The following is a 16,265-nucleotide window of genomic DNA, read 5'->3' as shown; positions in this document are numbered from 1 at the left end:
AGCGGCACCTGAGCCGTCGCTGACCGGCCACCCGTCGTCAGCACGGCGCGGCGCGCCCGCCCCTGGGTGCGCCGCGCCGTTTCCCCGACCCGTACGCAACACCCGTCGAACCATGACGAAGGAAACCCGCATGACTGTCACCGAACAGACCGCACCCGTCCGGCAGGGCCAGCCGGCCGAGGAGCGCCACGCCGCCGAACTCGCCTTCCTCGCCGCCCAGGACCCCGGCCCGCGCCCGCCAGGCTGGGCCCTCACCCCTCGCGCGGTGGTCACGTTCGTCTGCGGCAGCGACGGCGTGGATCTCGCTCTGCCCCGGCGTCGCGCCGGTCTGCCGTCGAAGCTGGTGATCGCCCCGAAGTTCGTCGGCGAGCGCGCGCTGGTCGAACGCTGTGTGGTCACCCTCGCCGGAGAGCGCGGGCTGCTGCTCACCGGTGAGCCCGGTACGGCCAAGTCGATGCTGTCGGAGCTGCTCGCGGCCGCCGTCAGTGGGACCAGCGCCCTGACGGTGCAGGGCACGGCGGGCACCACCGAGGACGCGTTCCGCTACGGCTGGAACTACGCCCTGCTGCTCGCCCAGGGCCCCTCCCCGCAGGCCCTGGTGGACTCTCCGGTCCTCGCCGCCATGCGGGCCGGACGGGTGGTGCGGGTCGAGGAGATCACCCGCTGCCTGCCCGAGGTCCAGGACGCCCTCGTCTCCATCCTGTCGGATCGGCGGATCAGCGTGCCCGAGCTGACAGCCACCGAGGACGCGGTCGTCCGCGCCGCCCCCGGCTTCACCGTCATCGCCACCGCCAACCTGCGCGACCGGGGCGTCTCCGAGATGTCGGCCGCGCTGAAGCGCCGTTTCAACTTCGAGACCGTCGACCCGATTGCCGACGCCGACGCCGAGGCGGTCCTGATCCGCCACCAGGCTGTTGCCGCCGTGCAGCGGGCGGGCGCGGCCTTCGCCGTCGATGACGCCGTCCTCGATGCCCTCGTCACCGCCTTCCGCGACCTGCGCACCGGCCGCTCCACCGAGGGCTGGGACGTGGAGCGGCCAGGCACGGTCATGTCCACCGCCGAGGCCGTCCAGGTGGCGGCGTCGCTCGGGGTCGCGGCCGCCTACCTGCCCGGCGAGGACGTGCTCGACCTGCTGCCGGGACATTTGCTCGGCGTGGTCCGCAAGGACGACCCGGCCGACCACGCACGGCTGCTGGGCTACTGGGACGGCCCGGTGCGCCGCCGCGCCGAGAACGGCTCGGCGATGTGGCGTCGGCTCTGGGACCTGCGCGGGAGCCTGCGTTGAGGACCGTCGATCCACGCACGGCCGTGGACGCACTGGCCGCATCGCGTGCGCCGTACCTGCTGGGAGTGCGCCACCACAGTCCGGCGCTGGCCGCGGTGGTACCCGCCCTGCTGGAAGAGGCGCGGGCCGAGGTGGTCTGCGTCGAGCTGCCGACCGACTTCCAGCCCTGGCTGGAACACCTGGCGCACCCCGAAACCGTCGCCCCGGTCGCCCTGGCCGGGGCGGGCGACGGGGAACGACTTTCGTTCTACCCGTTCGCGGACTTCTCACCTGAGCTCGCCGCGGTCCGCTGGGCCAGAAGCCGCGGGGTGGAGGTCGTGTGCTGCGACCTTCCCCTCGGCGACCCGCGCTGGTCGGCGGAGGCACTCGGGCCGGTGCGCGAGCCGGACGGGAGCGAGGCCGTACGTCCGGAGGCCGATGCGCCCTTGGGGGCCACGGGTGCCGCGGGTGTGCTCGATGCCGGTCCTGACCCTGCCCCCGGAGACGGGACGACGCGGGCGCGGCGCTCGTACGCCGAGGCGCTCGCCGCCGCCGGGACCGGCCGGGACGGTGACGACCTGTGGGACCGCGCGGTGGAGGTGCTGGCTCCGGGGTGCGCCCCGGACGCGGTGCGCCGAGCCGCACTGGGCGTGGGCTGGGCCCTGCGCGCCGACGCCGCCGTACCCGCCGCCGACCTGGCGCGGGAGGAACGGATGCGGCAGATGATCGCCTCTGCCTCGGTGGACGGGCGCCGGGTGGCAGCCGTGATCGGTGCCTTCCACGCACCCGCGCTTCTCGCGTCCACGGAGGCGGAGGTCGGGGCCGGGACGGCGGGCGTCTCCGGCGTCACGGGGCGGGCGGCCGCCCCGGCCGGGGAGGGCTCGGCGGTGACCTCCCTCGTGCCGTACTCCTTCGACCTGCTCGACTCCCGGTCCGGCTACCCGGCCGGAATCCGCGACCCGTTGTGGCAACAGGCGGTGCTCACCGCCGCCGGAGATCCGGAACGCATCCGGGAGGCGGCTGCCGACGCGGTGACCGGCCTGTGCCGCGAGATGCGCCGCAGCGGTCACACCGCGGGGACCGGCGAGGCCGCCGAGACGTTGCGCCTGGCCTGCGACCTGGCCGCCCTGCGCGCACTGCCCGCGCCCGGGCGCGGCGAACTCCTGGAGGCCGTCACCACTGTCCTCGGCCAGGGCGAACCCCTCGGCCGGGGCCGGGCCCTGGCCCGCGCGCTGGAGGCCGTGTTCGTCGGCACCGCACGCGGCCGGATCAGCCCGCACGCGCCCCGGTCCGGTCTCGGCCCCTCGGTCGAGGCCGAGCTCGCGGAACTGCGGCTGCCCCGACCGGACGACCCCGACCGCCGCGACCTGCGCCTCGACCCGCTCCGCTCGCCGCTGGACGGCCGCCGCGAAGTGCTGCTCCAGCGACTGCTGGTGATCGGCGCCTCGTACGGCGAACCCCTGGACGTGTCGAGCACGGGCGACGGCACCGCGCTCGGCACCAAGTGGCGTCTGACGTGGACGCCGTCCGTGCCCGCGCGCCTCGACCTCGCGGGCGTGCGCGGGGTGACCGCGGCCCAGGCCGCCGCCGGCACGCTCGCCGCGACCGCGCGCCACGAGGATGCCGAGGGCGGCCCCACCCCGGCCCGGATCCTCACCGGGCTGACCGCCGCCGCGCGCTGCGACCTGCCCGAACTGGTCGACGCGCGCCTGTACGAGGCCTCCGCCGTGCTGCCCGACAGCGCCGACCTGCCCGAGCTCCTCCAGGCACTGGACCTGTTGGAGGGACTGCGGCGCGGCCACTACCCCGGCACGACGCAGGACGCCCGCACGACGGCCGGCGCGCTCACGGAGGAACTCCTCGAGGCCGCGGTCCGGTCCCTGCCCGGCCTCGCCGGGAGCGACAGCGGCGCCGACGCCGGGGCACTGGTGGCGCTGGCGGACCGGACGGCCGCCCGTCACCTGGGCCTGCGACTGGACCGGGCGCTAGCCGAGCTGGCTGCCGAGGGCTCCCCACTCATCCAGGGCGCGGCCCTGGCCGTACGCGTGCTGCTCGACCTGGACGACGCGGCCGGACTGGGCGAGCGTACGGCCGGCTGGATCGACGGGGCCACGGCTCCGGACACGCGCCGGGTGCTGGCGAAGCGTCTTGCCGGGCTGCTCACCGCCGCCGGCCCCCTGCTCCAGGCATCGCCGGACGCGCTCGCCCCGCTCATGGACCGGGTTGACGCGCTGACCGACCAGGACTTCCTCGACCGGCTCCCGGCGCTGCGCGGCGGCTTCGACACGCTGGCCCCGGCCGCGCGCGACAGGCTGCTCACCACCGTGACGGAGCGGCTCGGCGACCGGCTCGACCTGTCACTCGACGCCCCGCCCGAGCTGCTCGCCCTGTGGGCGGCGGCCGACGTGGCCGGATCGGCAGCGCTGAAGGCCCTGGGCCTGCCGGGCGCGGACGCCGACGCAGGAACGGACTCGGGCTCGGCCGACGACCCCCGCCCCGTACCCCCACCCGCAGCGGACAGCGCCGCCGCGGACGACGCGGACCGACGGATCGGCCGTGCCGACCGCTGGCGGCTGCTGCTCGGCCGCCACAAAGAACGGCTCACCGGCGACGCGCGCCGCTACGCCCACGCCCTGGACGAGCTCTACGGGCGCGGGCGCGGCGAAGGCGCCCAGGACCTGGACGGCGGCGCACCAGGTCAAGGCGGCGGTCAGGACCCGTCCTTCCCCACCGCGCGGGAGTGGGCGCAGGAGCTGGAGGCCCTCTTCGGCACCGACGTACGCGAGGAGGTCCTCGCGGAGGCCGCCTACGCGGGTCGCACCGACGTGCTCGCACAGCTCGATCCGGCGTCGGTACGCCCGTCGGTGGAGCTGCTCGGTTCGGTGCTCTCCCTCGCCGGAGGCATGCCCGAGGCCCAACTCGCCCGGCTGCGTCCGCTGGTGAAGCGGCTCGTCGACGAGCTGTCCCGGGAGCTGGCCACCCGCCTGCGCCCGGCGCTCACCGGTCTGGCCACCCCGCGCCCGACCCGGCGGCCCGGTGGGCGCCTCGACCTCGCCCGTACCCTGCGGGCCAATCTCGCCCACACCCGACGGACGGAGGACGGACGGCTCGTCGTCGTACCGGAGCGCCCGCTGTTCAGCACACGGGTGAGCAAGGAGGCGGACTGGCGCCTGGTCCTCGTCGTCGATGTCTCCGGCTCGATGGAGACGTCGGTGATCTGGTCGGCGCTGACGGCCGCGGTCCTCGGCGGGGTTCCGACCCTGTCCACGCACTTCCTGGCCTTCTCCACGCAGGTGATCGACCTGACCGACCGGGTCGAGGATCCGCTGTCGCTGCTGCTGGAGGTCCGGGTCGGCGGCGGTACGCACATCGCGGCCGGTCTCGCGCACGCGCGTTCGCTGCTCACCGTGCCGAGCCGCACGCTCGTCGTCGTGGTCAGCGACTTCGAGGAGGGTGCACCGCTCGGCGGGCTGCTGGGCGAGGTGCGTGCCCTGGCGTCCTCCGGCGCCCACCTGCTGGGCTGCGCGGCGCTCGACGACACCGGCACGCCGCGCTACTCGGTCTCCGTGGCGCGCCAACTCGTCGCGGCCGGTATGCCGGTGGCCGCCCTCAGCCCGCTCGAACTCGCCCGCTGGGTGGGCGACCGCCTCCGTGGAGAACCCCGTTGAGCACCCAACTCCTGCCTCCCGTCGCTCCCGAAGTCCTCGCCGACGCCGTGGAGCAGCTCAGCGCACGGCTGCGCAAGAAGCTCGACGCGGCGATCTCGGGCTGCGCCGGCCAGGCCTCCGCCACGGCCGACAGTGCGGTCGAGGTCCACTTCGGCGAGGACGCCGCGGTCACGCTGCGCCCGGGCCCGTCCGGCACGGTCACGAACGCGGAACAGGCCGTGTGCACCTGCCTGTTGGCCCCGCGTTGCCTGCACCGGGCCGCGGTCCTGGGTGCGGCACCCATCGCCGATGGGGAGGGCGACGCGGCCGGGGGTGACGACTCGGGTACGGGTAGGACCGCAGGCTCGGGCACAGCCTCCGAAACGGGCGCGGGGCCCGAAGAGGCCGCAACCACCGCCCCCACCGCCGACTTCGCGGCCACGGCGGTGGCGCCGGCCGCCCTCACCACGGCGCAAGTCCGTGCCGCCACGGCGCTGTGGGACGCCGCCGCCGAGGCCCTGTCCGCCGGTGTCACGGCGAGCGGAGCCGTGGTGCAGGCCGAGCTGCTCCGTGCCGCCCACACCGCGCGGCTGGCCGGGCTGCCGCGGGCCGAAGCGGCCGCGCTGCGCGTCGTACGGAGCCTGAGGGCCGCGCGGGAGCGGAGCGAGGGACAACGTCTCGCCGACCTCACCGGAGCTTTCCGTGAGCTGCTGGCCGACACCGCCCTGCTTGCCTCCGGGTCGGCCGGCACGGAAGCGGCGGGCTCCGCGCGCCGGGTCTACGAACAGGGCGGCAGCCTGCGGGTGTACGGCCTGTGCCGGGAGCCGGTGCTGTCCGCGACGGGGTACGGCGGAGTGACCACGCACCTGGTCGCTGCGGACGGCGCCGGTTACACGGTGTCCGACGTGCGCCCCGGTGGCCTCGCCCGCGTGAAGGGCGCGGGGTCCGCGTCCGTGGCGCTCGGCGGCGCCGTCCTCGACCACGCCGGGCTGGCGCGGGGGGGCCTGCGGATCGTCGGCGCGACCGTCTCCGTGGACGGGCGGCTCGGGGCAGGGCGGGGGGTCAGCGCGACGCCACTGCGCGGGGTGGAGTGGTCCGAGGAACCTGCCGCCGCCCTCTTCACCCGACCGGTGCAGGAGGCGATGGCCGCCGTGCTCGCCGACGGCGCGCCCGAGGCGGCCGATCCCGGCAGTACGGCGCCGAGTCTGCTGGGCTGCGACGTCGAAGTGATCGGTGCGGCGGGCGACTCCGTCGTCGTCCGCGTCGCCGGTGAGGGACCGCTGCTGCGGCTCAGCCCCGCACACCCCCACCCGGGGCTGCCGCACGCCGCCAACCTGCGCCGGATCGCCGAACACCCGGGGATGGCCCTGCGTGTGCTCGGCCGTCCCGACCTGGACCGGGCGGCGACGCTCCGGTCGCTCGCGGTCGGACCGGTACCGGGGGCGTCCGCCACGCTGCGGCTGCCGGACACGTGGATGGGCCGTGCCGACCTGGGCTACGACCGGCTTCAGGGCGAGCACTTCCCCCGCGAGACGGCGGGACCCGTGGCCTGCGGGCCGGTCACCGCAGGCCCCGACCCGCTGGCGGAGGCACCGCTGTGGCGTGTCCGGCGCCTGTTGGAGACGGGCGTCGCGGGCGGACGCCGTGCCGTGGCTGAGGCAGGCCGCGGGACGGACGCGGCTGCGCTCTCCGCCCGCCTGACCCGGGCGGAACTCGGCGTAGCGGCCCACCTCGCACAGGCCCTGACAACGGAGGCGGGCCGCCGCCCCCGGGACACCTTCGGCCGCCTGACCGACCCCTCGGCCGACGCCTACGCGAGGGCCTGGCTCGCCTCGGCCGTGCACCTGGCGGCTGCGGAACGCTCGCTGGTGGCCGCGTCCTGGTCGTGACCTACCGCTGAGTCCACCGGGCCGCCTGGGCCGCCCGGTGGACTCTTGCGGTCCCGGGCCACGCTCCTTCCGGCGCTCCGCACCACCACGTGCGGCAGCCTGTCTGCGAGCTCCTCCACCGAGCCGCTCCCGAACCACCGGTCCGGCATCCTGCTACCGGTGTTCGACGCCCACCGCGGGTCGTGTGCCCGCGCGGCGGCCCCATGGCAGCATCCGACCGTGCCGACACGGAGCGTAAGCATCTCCAACAGTTTGGTCGACCTCGAATCCCCGGCCGTCTCGCGACCCGGCGCCATGCGCCTCGGCAGCGCGGGCAGGGCCGACGGCCACGACCGGCCTGACCGCATACGCGCCCCTCGGGATCACCTGTCCCGACGGCTGATCCTCCAGCACATCCCCGCCTCCCTCGCGAGGCTGGAGCCCCGGGCGCACTCACCCGACGGCGCGACGCCGCATCGGCCCGAAGACCGCCCCCGGACGCTGCTGGGCACCGGGCCTCGTCCGTGTACTCACCACCAGTACAGGTCGAGACCTTCTCGGCGTCGGCCGAGCGGTCATGGTGAGCGCAGTGGTGAGCAGTGCGGGAGCAAGGTGAGTGCAGCCGACCGAACTCACCATGAGCTGGCCGCGTACTGAGGCGCGGGAACAGATCGGAGCGGGTCTCGACACCCGGTCACGACCGCAGGTGTCCCCGCGCGCGGAGAGCAGACGGCCGCGGCGTCGGCGCGCTCCCGGGGTCCGCCCGACTGGGTGAGCCGGGTTCGCGGCGATGAGTTTGCGGGCACCCACAGGTCTACCCCTTGACGAGACCGATCGATCCACCGGGAGCAACCCATGGGCCTCATCCACATCGCAATGTTCGCGACCCTCGACCTCGTCGGGCAAGCGCCCGGCGGCCCCGACGAGGACCCCATCGGGTTCCCGTTCGGCGGCTGGCAGGCGCCCCTGCTGGACGAGCTCACCGGCGCCCAGATCGCGGCCGCGTACGAAGGCACGGACGCCCTCCTGCTCGGCCGGCGGACGTACGACATCTTCTCCGCCTACTGGCCGCACCAGGAGGACGAGTTCGGCACGCTCTTCAACAGCATCCCGAAGTACGTGGCCTCCCGCGGCAAGCCCGACCTCTCGTGGGCCGGGTCCACGCAGCTCGGCCCGAACCTGGCCGACGCGGTGCGTGAGATCCGCGAGCGGCACGAGCACGTGAAGGTCGTCGGGAGCCTGAACCTCGTGCAGACACTCCTGCGCGAGAAGCTCTTCGACCGTCTCGACCTCTGGCTGCATCCCATCGTGCTCGGTGTCGGGAAGAAGGTGTTCGACGACGGCGCGGTGCCCACCAACGTCATCCTCCTGGAACCACCGACGGCCGGCCCGAAGGGCACCGTGCACCTGCGGTACGGGCTTGCCGAGGGGACGCCCGCCACGGGCGACATGACCGCACCCGATCGCGGCGCCGGAAGCGACGCCTGAAGGAACCGGAACCGGCACAGCAGTCGTCACGCCGGGTCGGGGCCGCCAAGGGTGGACGAGCAGGAAAGCCGACGCCGGCGCGCAGCCGACAACAGCCTCGGTACCTCACCCTCACCGGACGCGGTGGTCGGAGACAGCTGTTCACGGGGTGATGCCGCGGAACCGGGCCACGACCCGCCGCAGGGGGAGCGGCGGAGTGGCGAACGCCGGTCCGGAGGCCGGGCCCGCGGCACCGGACGCTTCTCCGGTCCGGACTCCGGCGTCGGCTCGACTGGGTGAAAGGGATCGTGGCCGGCCCCCACGTCGATGGCACGCTACCGCCCAAGGGCCTGCCCGGCGCCCTCGATCCGCGGCGCATCGGAGCCTTCGGCTCGTCAAGAGACGGCACCGCCATCGTGCTACTCACAGATCAGACCGGCCCTGATGCAATTCCGCCCTGGTGCAGACCACGCTTCCTTGTCTGGGGTGGACCGGGCTGATTCGCTCGGTCTCACGGGGTGTTGAGCGTGGATGGCCGGGCGCTGGCGATTGGACAAGTCGTAAGGATTAGCTGGTAACTGGGTGAGGATTACCTGGTCAGAGGAGTGAGAGCTCCCACTGGTGACCGTACGACGACGCCTTGGCGGACCGCAGGGTCAATACGCCTGTGACAGAACGAAGACGTCGCGGAGGATCGCCTGTGACTCGGTGTGAGATACAAATACTTCCGACCACATGCACCGCGTTACTCCTGGGGGAACACCGTGAAGTACACCCGCGTTACTGCTCTCGCCGCCATCGGCGTCGCCGCTACCCTCTCGCTCACCGCCTGTGGCAGCGACAGTTCCGGGAAGGACTCGTCCTCCAGGGACTCTTCACCCTCGTCTTCTTCGTCCTCGGGCGGTGGCTCGAAGTCGGAGGGCGGCTCGGGCTCCGGCGGCTCGGGGGCTAGCAACGCGAAGTCGGGCTCCGGTGAGGACACCGGGGCAGAGGCAGCTGCGAACGGCGCGACGAAGACCGGCGGCAAGGTCACGTTCTGCAAGACGGAGGACCTGGCCATCGACGCCCGCGACGCCGCGCCGGACAAGGACTCCGGCAGGATCGACATCACCATGATCAACCGGGGTTCGACCACCTGCTCGGCGACGGGCTTCGCGGGCGTCGACATCAAGGACGCCGACAACACTTCGAACCCCATCGAGCGCGGCCACGCCCAGCCGCGTGTCACCATCCTGAAGCCCGGTGACGCCGCTGTCTTCGACCTCGCCTACGACATCGACAACACCGGCGACAGCCTCGCGTCCCCGACCAACATCCTGGTGACGCCCCCGAACGAGACCCACACCGTGAGCCTGAGGTGGCCCGCGGGCGCGGGGGACATCAAGGGCGCCTACACCGACGTTGAGGTCTACCCCACGCACACGACCAAGTAGGGGTGGTGCGCGCAGCCAGCCCCGGTGGCCAATCGCCGGATCCGGTAAGGATCTTGGCCATCCAGCGTGTATCCAGCCCGTGTCAGCGACGCTTGGCATGCCCCCTTCGCAGCCGGTTCTGAGCTTGATTCTCATGGTCGGGCCTGCTTCAGAGGTTGGCCGTATCGGATCTCGTCTCCGAAGGCTCGTTCGGCACAATGGTCGTGTGACGAACAATGAGAACGTCGGAGCGCCGTCCATCAGCACAGGCTTGGTTGTAGGCATGCTGATCGGCATCGCAGTCGGGCTCGTGCTCGGGCTGGCTGTCTTCGACAATATGGCGGTCGGCCTGGTGCTCGGCAGTGGCGCAGGTGGGGTCCTCGGTGTCACTTTCCCGGCGGCGCGGCGCTCGCAGCGCCAGTCTTCATAACCTCTACAAAGCGGCCTGGCTCGGAGTGCTGTGCTTGAGCTGCCGGAGCCAGCTGGGTACCTGGCTGTCGTCGGTGTCGCCTGGCGTTGCCGCAGATCAGCTTGCCCTTTCCTCGAACGGCGGAAAGCGATCGTCCGTCCGAGGATTTCCCGGACGTGAACACGGCCTTCGCCTGACCCTGTGCTCCGACCAAAGAGGCACCTGACCAGCACGAAGGCCGTGGGGAATGAGTCTGCGGCACCATGTTGCCCGGCGGGAAGCGTTCGCAGTGGCGTCATGCTTCCGGGGCGACTTCTTCGACTGTCTGACAGTGCGCGGGGGACACGCTGTTCGAGCTGACTGACGCATTTGCTGCGCGCGGACGGGCCGGTGACCACACCGGTGGACCGCACGCTGATGGCCGAGCACCGGCGCGGGCACGACGCGCTGAACAGTGGGCACGTGGATTTGCCACGGCTGTGGCAGGTGCTGGCCGGGCTGCCGCAGCCCGGGGCCGACGACGCGCACCTGGTCCTGGCGGCGGATGTCACCCACTGGCTGCGGCCGGATGTTCCGTGCAGTGCGGACCGGTCGTTCTGCCACGTCTACGGCCGCAGCGGACGCTCGTCGGACCAGTTCGTGCCCACCTGGCCCTACTCGTTCGTCGCCGCGCTGGAGGACCAGGTGGTTCGCTCGCAGGCTCGGCGTCACACCGGGACGAGGTGACCGCCGCGTACACACCGGAGCTGTGTGCCGCCGCCATCGACGAACTCAACCAGAGGCCCTCAGCCCCTGCGCAGCGGGCATGCGCCCCACTCTGTACGTCCGCCGCCGGGAGTCTTTCCGGAGCCGGGCGTAGCGTGAGATGACAGATTCATAACCTGGACTCAGCGTAGTGCGATGCGGCGAGCGGTCCTGAGCACGGACTTCAGTAGGCCGCGGACCCAGCCTGATTACGAGGCCGCCGCCGAGGATGCCAGCACCGGCATTGTTCTCGTCCGCAACGCCCACCGAGTTTGTCAGGTACTGAGAGACGAAAGGTCACTCATGCCTCGATCCATGCGCGCGCTCGTGGCCGGAAAGGTCGGCGAGCCTGCCGATGTCCTGCGGCTGGAATCCCGGCCTGTTCCCACGCCCAAAGCCGGCCAGGCGTTGATCCGTGGGCCCTGGGCCCGGATGATACCGAGGGATTGAAGGTCGGCGAGCGTGTGGTGGTCGCTGCGGTCCCGGCGGTACCCGGGCCCCAGGTGGCCGGTACTTGGCAGGAATACCTTGTTGCCGATACGCGAAGGCTCCTGCCGGTCCCCGACCATCTGAGAGACTCCAGCGCCTGTCAACTCGCCGTCAACCCGTTGACCGCGCTGCTCCTCCTGACGCGCGAACTCGACGTACAGCCGGGCGATTGGCTGTTGCAGACCGCCGCGGGCTCCACCGTCGGCCGGCTCGTCATTCAGCTGGCCAGGCATCTGGGGATTCGCACGATCAATGTCGTGCGGCGACGAGGGGTCAAGGAGATCAAATTGCTCGGTGGTGACGAGGTCATCTGCACGGAGGACGAGGACCTGTTGCAGCGTGTGGCTGAGGCAGCAGGACCGGCCCGCGTGCGCCGGACGCGACCGCGCCCCGAAGATGGGCTCGGTTCACGGTCCGCGCCAGAGGTTGGCAAAGGCCGCGTTCTCGATGTTCCGCCTCTGGCGTACGGCCTCCAGTTCCATCACCGCGTCGTGAACGGCGGCCACCACGGTCGTCACCGCCTCGTCATCGAGGCCGGTCTCATCGTCGGATCGGGCGTCGTCGATGCCCACGACCGAGGCGAGGGCGGCCAGGACGGGTTCCTTCTCGTTCCAGCGGTCGGCTGCACGGCGGCGCGCAGGCGTATCGACCGGTTCCACGCGTTCCGAGCCGAAGGGCAGCCGGCCGCTTCGTTGCGGCTTCAACTCACCGTTCTCCTCCAGGGTGGCCTGGTACGCGGCCGAGAGGTCCCGGCCCCGGCGCCACAGCCAGTCCTCGATCCGCTCGTAGGGTGCCTGCCGGGTGAGTGCTGCTGCGGCCTCGCCCATGAACCGGTCGTCCAGCGTCGGCGGTCCGCCCGGCACGATGCGGTCTCCGTCCACGGCGACCGCACCCGCACCGATGAGATCGATCAGCTCGGCTCCCGCGAGTGCGAGGGACAGGTCGCCCTGTCCCACGGAATGCTTCAGGTCCATGGCGATGATGAACAGGTCTTTCGCCGTGGTCATGAACGGCTCCCCTCGGAGACATCGGCAATGGCGCGTCCCCACCGACCGGGCACGTGTCCGAGGCCGGCCCGGTGGCGGGGTGACTGTCATGACCAGTATCGCCCCGTCCCAGCGGTCGAAGCCCTTTCGGGAGACGGCGGGAGTTTCTGCCGACGAGGTCAGAACCGTGGATCCTCGCCGTGCTGGATCCCCGAGCGGCTTCGTCCGTCCGTCCGCTGAGCGGCTGAGAACGGTCGAAAGGAAAAAGATCATCAGGCGTGACTGCTGAGTGGCGCGCCTGTCCGGTCTTTGAAGAAGTTGATCAGTTCGCGGCTCAGCAGCTGCGGCTGCTCCTCCGTGTACTTGTTGGGCTGCTCCGCATCCGAACGGACGGAATCTCCATGACCAAGACCGGCATCATCCTCGGAAGCGCCCGCCCCGGACGCAACGGCGAGGCCGTCGCACGCTGGGTGTACGAGAACACCGCCCACCGCAGCGACGCCGAGTTCGAACTCGTCGACCTGGCCGACTACAAGCTGCCGCTGCTCGGCGAGGTCCACCCGCCGGCCATGGGCCGGTACGCCCAGCCACACACCTGCGTCTGGGCACAGAAGATCGCGTCGTTCGACAGCTTCGTGATCGTCACGCCCGAGTACAACCGCTCGGTGCCCGGCGCTCTCAAGAACGCTATCGACTTCCTGCACGCCGAGTGGCTCTACAAGGCCGTCGGATTCGTGAGCTACGGCTCGGCCGGAGGAACGCGTGCCGTCGAGCACCTGCGCCTGATCGCCGGCGAACTCCAGATGGCCGACGTGCGCTCCCAGGTTGCCCTCTCCCTGTTCAACGACTTCGAAAACTTCACCGACTTCAAGCCCCTCGACATCCAGCGCGACACCCTCGCCACCACGCTCGACCAGGTCATCGCCTGGACCAACGCCCTCGCACCCCTCCGCACCCGCTGACCCGCCCAGCGGCACCAGCAACGCCTCACCCATCAGGAGTCCAGATGACCAGCAGCAAGCTCAACGAAGCCGCCTCGACCGCAGCCGCCCCGGCAGACGCGCAATGATCGGAACCCTCGCCGGCCTCGGCGCCGGAGCGGTACTCGCCACCGCCGCTCCGGCCCACGCCGCCCCCGGCCACCGGAGCTCCCATCACTCGCCACGGCAGGTCGCGGCGGCGTTCTACGCCAGCTACAACGGGGACCTGGCCGCGGGCGGTACATCTCCAAAGACCTCGTGCTCCACGGATTTTGCGGGCCCAACGAGCGTTCGGCCCGGGTAGCAGGCGACCTCGAGCTCAAGGCGTCGCTGTCCGGATACCGCCTGGACATGTTCGACCAAATCACCGAGGGCCCCAAGGTCGTCACCCGCTGGAGTCTGGGCGGCATTCACACCGGAACGGTCCTGGGCATCCCGCCGTCCGGCCGCGAGGTCCACCTCAGCGGCATCCCCATCGACCGCATCGCGGGCGGCCAGTCCGTCGAGCACTGGCCGGAAGGAAACTTCGGCCGCTTCCTTCAGATCCTCCGCGGCGAGGATGCCTGACATTCCGCCACCAGCCCCGCACCGCGCCCATAAGGGCGCAGGCGATCCCCTCCGAATCCATCAGGAGCACCACAATGAACAAGCCCATAGGCCGACGCGCCGTGGTCGGCGGCGCGCTCGCCGGCAGCATCCTGGCACTCGCGTCCGCCATCCCCGCCACCGCTGCGACCGGATCCAGCCCCAAGCGCACCGTGCAGGCCCTCGCCTGTGTCGCTTTCCAAGCAGGGGCCGTGATTCCGTCGGGCCGCCCGCTGTGGGCCGGACCGGGCGGCCAGGGATTCGTCTGCGGTCCCTGTCACGAGGCCGGCGATCAGCCGGCCGGTGGCGGGGGAGAGCATGTTGCGGCCCGTCGCGGGGAAGACGCCGGGCCGGCCCGGGGCCGGGCCGAGCATTTGGCGGACCACCTGGCGGGTCTCGTCGGCGCGGCCCTCGCCCATGAGCCAACGGGGCGACTCGGGGATGCCGAAGCGCAGCAGCAGGATCAGGGCCGAGGGGACAGCGCTGCGGGCCGGCGCCGGTCGTCACGGCCGGAGCTCATCATCAGCCAGCCGACGGCGTACGCTGCCGCGGCACCGACCGACCACATGGCCACCACGACGACGAGCAGCGGGCCGCGGGACGTACGGGGTGCGAACCCGGAGCCGATGGTGCCGCCGGTCCTGCCGCCCCCAGGACGAGCTCCCCCTTCTGCGGCATGCCGATCGGGTTCGAAGACGTCACGGCAGGTGACGTCCGCATGGGCCGGGCGCCCTCCGGCGAGACGGTCACCTTAGTGGACGGTCTGTCACAACCCGTTCCTCAGCCGATCAGGCCGCCGTCTCCTGCCGCGCCCACACAGTGGCTCATATGCCATATTTCGTACGTAAACTCGACGAAAGGCATGTCATGAAGTTCGCAGTCATCGGCGGTACCGGCCTGATCGGGTCGCAGGTCGTCAAGAACCTGAACAACGCCGGACACGAGGCGGTACCGCACTCGCAGTCCACCGGAGTCGACGTCATCACCGGCCAGGGCCTGGACCAGGCGGTGACGGGAGCCGACGTCGTCATCAACCTCACGAACTCCCCGACCTTCGACGAAGCCTCCCCGGCCTTCTTCCGGACCTCGATGGACAACCTTCTCGCCGCGGCTCACAAGGGCGGCGTCGGCCACTTCGTCATCCTCTCGATCGTCGGCACGGACCAGGTCCCGGAGCTGGACTACTACCGGGCCAAGGCGCTCCAGGAGAACATCCTCGCGGCCGGACCGATCCCCTACTCGATCGTCCGGGCCACACAGTTCATGGAGTTCATGGAGGCCGTCCTGTCCTGGACCACCGACGGCGACACCGTCCGGCTGCCCCCCACACCGATCCAGCCGATCGCCGCCAAGGACGTGGCCGCAGCAGTGGCGGAGGCCGCCGCGGCCGCCCCGCTGAACGGCAGGCGCAACATCGCAGGCCCCGAGATCTTCCTCCTGGACGAACTGGGCCGGATCACCCTCTCCCACAACGGCGACAACCGCACCGTCGTCACCGACCCCACCGCCGGCATGTTCGCCGCCGTCAAGGGCGACGTCCTCACCGACAAGAACGCCCACCTCGCCCCCACCCGCTACACCGACTGGCTCTCCTGACCCGCTCGCGCCCCCTCCGGCACGCAGACCGAACAGAACCAGCCCCAACCTGTCGTGGGTGACGCCACGTACTCCCCCCAGGGGCCAGGCGTGGTCTATGCGGCCTCACGCAGCCAGGGCATCTACCACGCTGGGCGCCCGATTCGCCCGTTGTCGTGACGGCGCGATGAATCTCTGAGGTTGAGCAGGCCGAGCCATGGGTCGCCGGGACAGACGGTCCCGTGCCCGGTTCGCGCACCTTCGCACTGGGAGAACAGCCTCGCGTACGGAGGGTGCCGCTTTGTCGCACCCCAAGGTTGCCGACTGTCCATGAACAGACACGCGGAGCAGATGAGGGAGGCAGATGACCTTGGACGTCTACGAGGCGGTCACGAGCCGACGGGCGGTACGCGGGTTCACCGACCAGGACGTGCCGAGGGAGGTGCTGGAACGTGTGCTGTCCGCCGCGGCATGGGCACCGTCCGGGTCGAACCTACAGCCCTGGCGCGCCTACGTGCTGACTGGCCGGCCGCTGGCCGAGCTCAAGAGGCGCGTCGGCGGGCCAGTTTCTCAACCGGACTCTGCCCGGCCTCGCCCTCATGGCGCTCGGATGTGTGTCGGACGGTGTCCTTGCGGACCCATGTGCGCAGGGTCTCTCCCCGGTGACCCCGAGCTCGGCGGCCACCGCTGCGTACGTGCGCTTGCCGTCGGCGGCTCGGTACAACGCGACGGCGTCCTTCCGAAACTACTCCGGATACGGAGACTGGCGTCCCACCTGGACATCCCTTCCTGGACCTTCAAGATCCATTGTCAGGGTGTCCACTCCAAAAGAGCAGCCT

Annotated in this window: 11 protein-coding genes and 3 pseudogenes; 11 read left to right on the top strand and 3 right to left on the bottom strand. The window is 71.6% G+C overall.

From position 1 onward, the window contains the following. The first annotated feature begins 130 nt into the window (after positions 1–130). The 7 genes and pseudogenes from OHA19_RS02595 to OHA19_RS02565 form a co-directional block, all read left to right on the top strand. Positions 131–1,285 (top strand): AAA family ATPase, encoded by a 1,155-nt coding sequence (locus OHA19_RS02595; protein WP_405720366.1) that lies wholly within the window; start codon positions 131–133, stop codon positions 1,283–1,285. Beyond that, positions 1,282–4,932, top strand: a complete 3,651-nt coding sequence (locus OHA19_RS02590; protein WP_405720368.1) for a DUF5682 family protein — start codon at positions 1,282–1,284, stop codon at positions 4,930–4,932. The genes OHA19_RS02595 and OHA19_RS02590 overlap by 4 nt, the downstream gene beginning before the upstream one ends. Further along, a complete protein-coding gene (locus OHA19_RS02585; RefSeq protein WP_405749247.1) occupies positions 4,929–6,800 on the top strand; it encodes a hypothetical protein in 1,872 nt (623 codons plus the stop codon). The genes OHA19_RS02590 and OHA19_RS02585 overlap by 4 nt, the downstream gene beginning before the upstream one ends. Positions 6,801–7,634: 834 nt before the next feature. Then, positions 7,635–8,267, top strand: coding sequence for a dihydrofolate reductase family protein (locus OHA19_RS02580; RefSeq protein WP_405749244.1), 633 nt, complete (start codon positions 7,635–7,637; stop codon positions 8,265–8,267). 743 nt (positions 8,268–9,010) lie between these two features. Beyond that, on the top strand, positions 9,011–9,679 hold the full coding sequence (locus OHA19_RS02575; protein ID WP_405749241.1) for a DUF4232 domain-containing protein: 669 nt from the start codon (positions 9,011–9,013) through the stop codon (positions 9,677–9,679). A gap of 205 nt (positions 9,680–9,884) precedes the next feature. Next, a complete protein-coding gene (locus tag OHA19_RS02570) occupies positions 9,885–10,088 on the top strand; it encodes a hypothetical protein (protein ID WP_405720376.1) in 204 nt (67 codons plus the stop codon). Positions 10,089–10,314: 226 nt separating this feature from the next. Continuing rightward, positions 10,315–10,745 (top strand): annotated as a pseudogene (locus OHA19_RS02565) (transposase); the annotation flags it as partial. Between the two features lie 962 nt (positions 10,746–11,707). Here OHA19_RS02565 and OHA19_RS02560 read toward each other — a convergent pair. Continuing rightward, positions 11,708–12,307, bottom strand: coding sequence for a GPP34 family phosphoprotein (locus OHA19_RS02560; RefSeq protein ID WP_405720378.1), 600 nt, complete (start codon positions 12,305–12,307; stop codon positions 11,708–11,710). A 380-nt stretch (positions 12,308–12,687) separates the two neighbouring features. Between OHA19_RS02560 and OHA19_RS02555 the strand changes: the two genes are divergently transcribed. Both OHA19_RS02555 and OHA19_RS02550 read left to right on the top strand, forming a co-directional pair. Next, entirely contained in the window at positions 12,688–13,248 is a 561-nt protein-coding gene (locus OHA19_RS02555) for an NADPH-dependent FMN reductase (protein WP_405720380.1), read from the top strand. Between the two features lie 369 nt (positions 13,249–13,617). Continuing rightward, positions 13,618–13,833, top strand: a complete 216-nt coding sequence (locus OHA19_RS02550) for an ester cyclase (RefSeq protein WP_405720382.1) — start codon at positions 13,618–13,620, stop codon at positions 13,831–13,833. Here OHA19_RS02550 and OHA19_RS02545 read toward each other — a convergent pair. Then, the gene (locus OHA19_RS02545; RefSeq protein ID WP_405753197.1) at positions 13,806–14,294 is read right to left on the bottom strand and encodes a hypothetical protein; all 489 of its coding nucleotides are present in this window, start codon (positions 14,292–14,294) and stop codon (positions 13,806–13,808) included. The two genes, OHA19_RS02550 and OHA19_RS02545, sit on opposite strands and share 28 nt — an antisense overlap. A gap of 424 nt (positions 14,295–14,718) precedes the next feature. Here OHA19_RS02545 and OHA19_RS02540 point away from each other — a divergent pair, with 424 nt between their 5' ends. Further along, complete coding sequence (locus OHA19_RS02540) at positions 14,719–15,447, top strand: SDR family oxidoreductase (protein WP_405720384.1); 729 nt, start codon at positions 14,719–14,721, stop codon at positions 15,445–15,447. Between the two features lie 349 nt (positions 15,448–15,796). Then, positions 15,797–16,006 (top strand): annotated as a pseudogene (locus tag OHA19_RS02535) (nitroreductase family protein); the annotation flags it as partial. On the opposite strand, the pseudogene OHA19_RS02530 reads toward OHA19_RS02535, so the two are convergent. Next, positions 15,975–16,150, bottom strand: a pseudogene (locus OHA19_RS02530) (IS3 family transposase); the annotation flags it as partial. The pseudogenes OHA19_RS02535 and OHA19_RS02530 sit on opposite strands and share 32 nt — an antisense overlap. Between the last annotated feature and the right edge of the window lie 115 nt (positions 16,151–16,265).

The sequence above is a fragment of the Streptomyces sp. NBC_00012 genome (assembly GCF_045040875.1).
Taxonomy (GTDB): Bacteria; Actinomycetota; Actinomycetes; order Streptomycetales; family Streptomycetaceae; genus Streptomyces.
This window is presented reverse-complemented; position numbering and strand designations above follow the sequence as displayed.

What these genes read in the sequence shown, in the direction of transcription:
- OHA19_RS02580 (WP_405749244.1), top strand. Translation starts at nt 7,635, where the DNA reads ATGGGCCTCATCCACATCGCAATGTTCGCGACCCTCGACCTCGTCGGG.
- OHA19_RS02550 (WP_405720382.1), top strand. Translation starts at nt 13,618, where the DNA reads ATGTTCGACCAAATCACCGAGGGCCCCAAGGTCGTCACCCGCTGGAGT.
- OHA19_RS02560 (WP_405720378.1), bottom strand. Translation starts at nt 12,307, where the DNA reads ATGACCACGGCGAAAGACCTGTTCATCATCGCCATGGACCTGAAGCAT.
- OHA19_RS02595 (WP_405720366.1), top strand. Translation starts at nt 131, where the DNA reads ATGACTGTCACCGAACAGACCGCACCCGTCCGGCAGGGCCAGCCGGCC.
- OHA19_RS02555 (WP_405720380.1), top strand. Translation starts at nt 12,688, where the DNA reads ATGACCAAGACCGGCATCATCCTCGGAAGCGCCCGCCCCGGACGCAAC.
- OHA19_RS02540 (WP_405720384.1), top strand. Translation starts at nt 14,719, where the DNA reads ATGAAGTTCGCAGTCATCGGCGGTACCGGCCTGATCGGGTCGCAGGTC.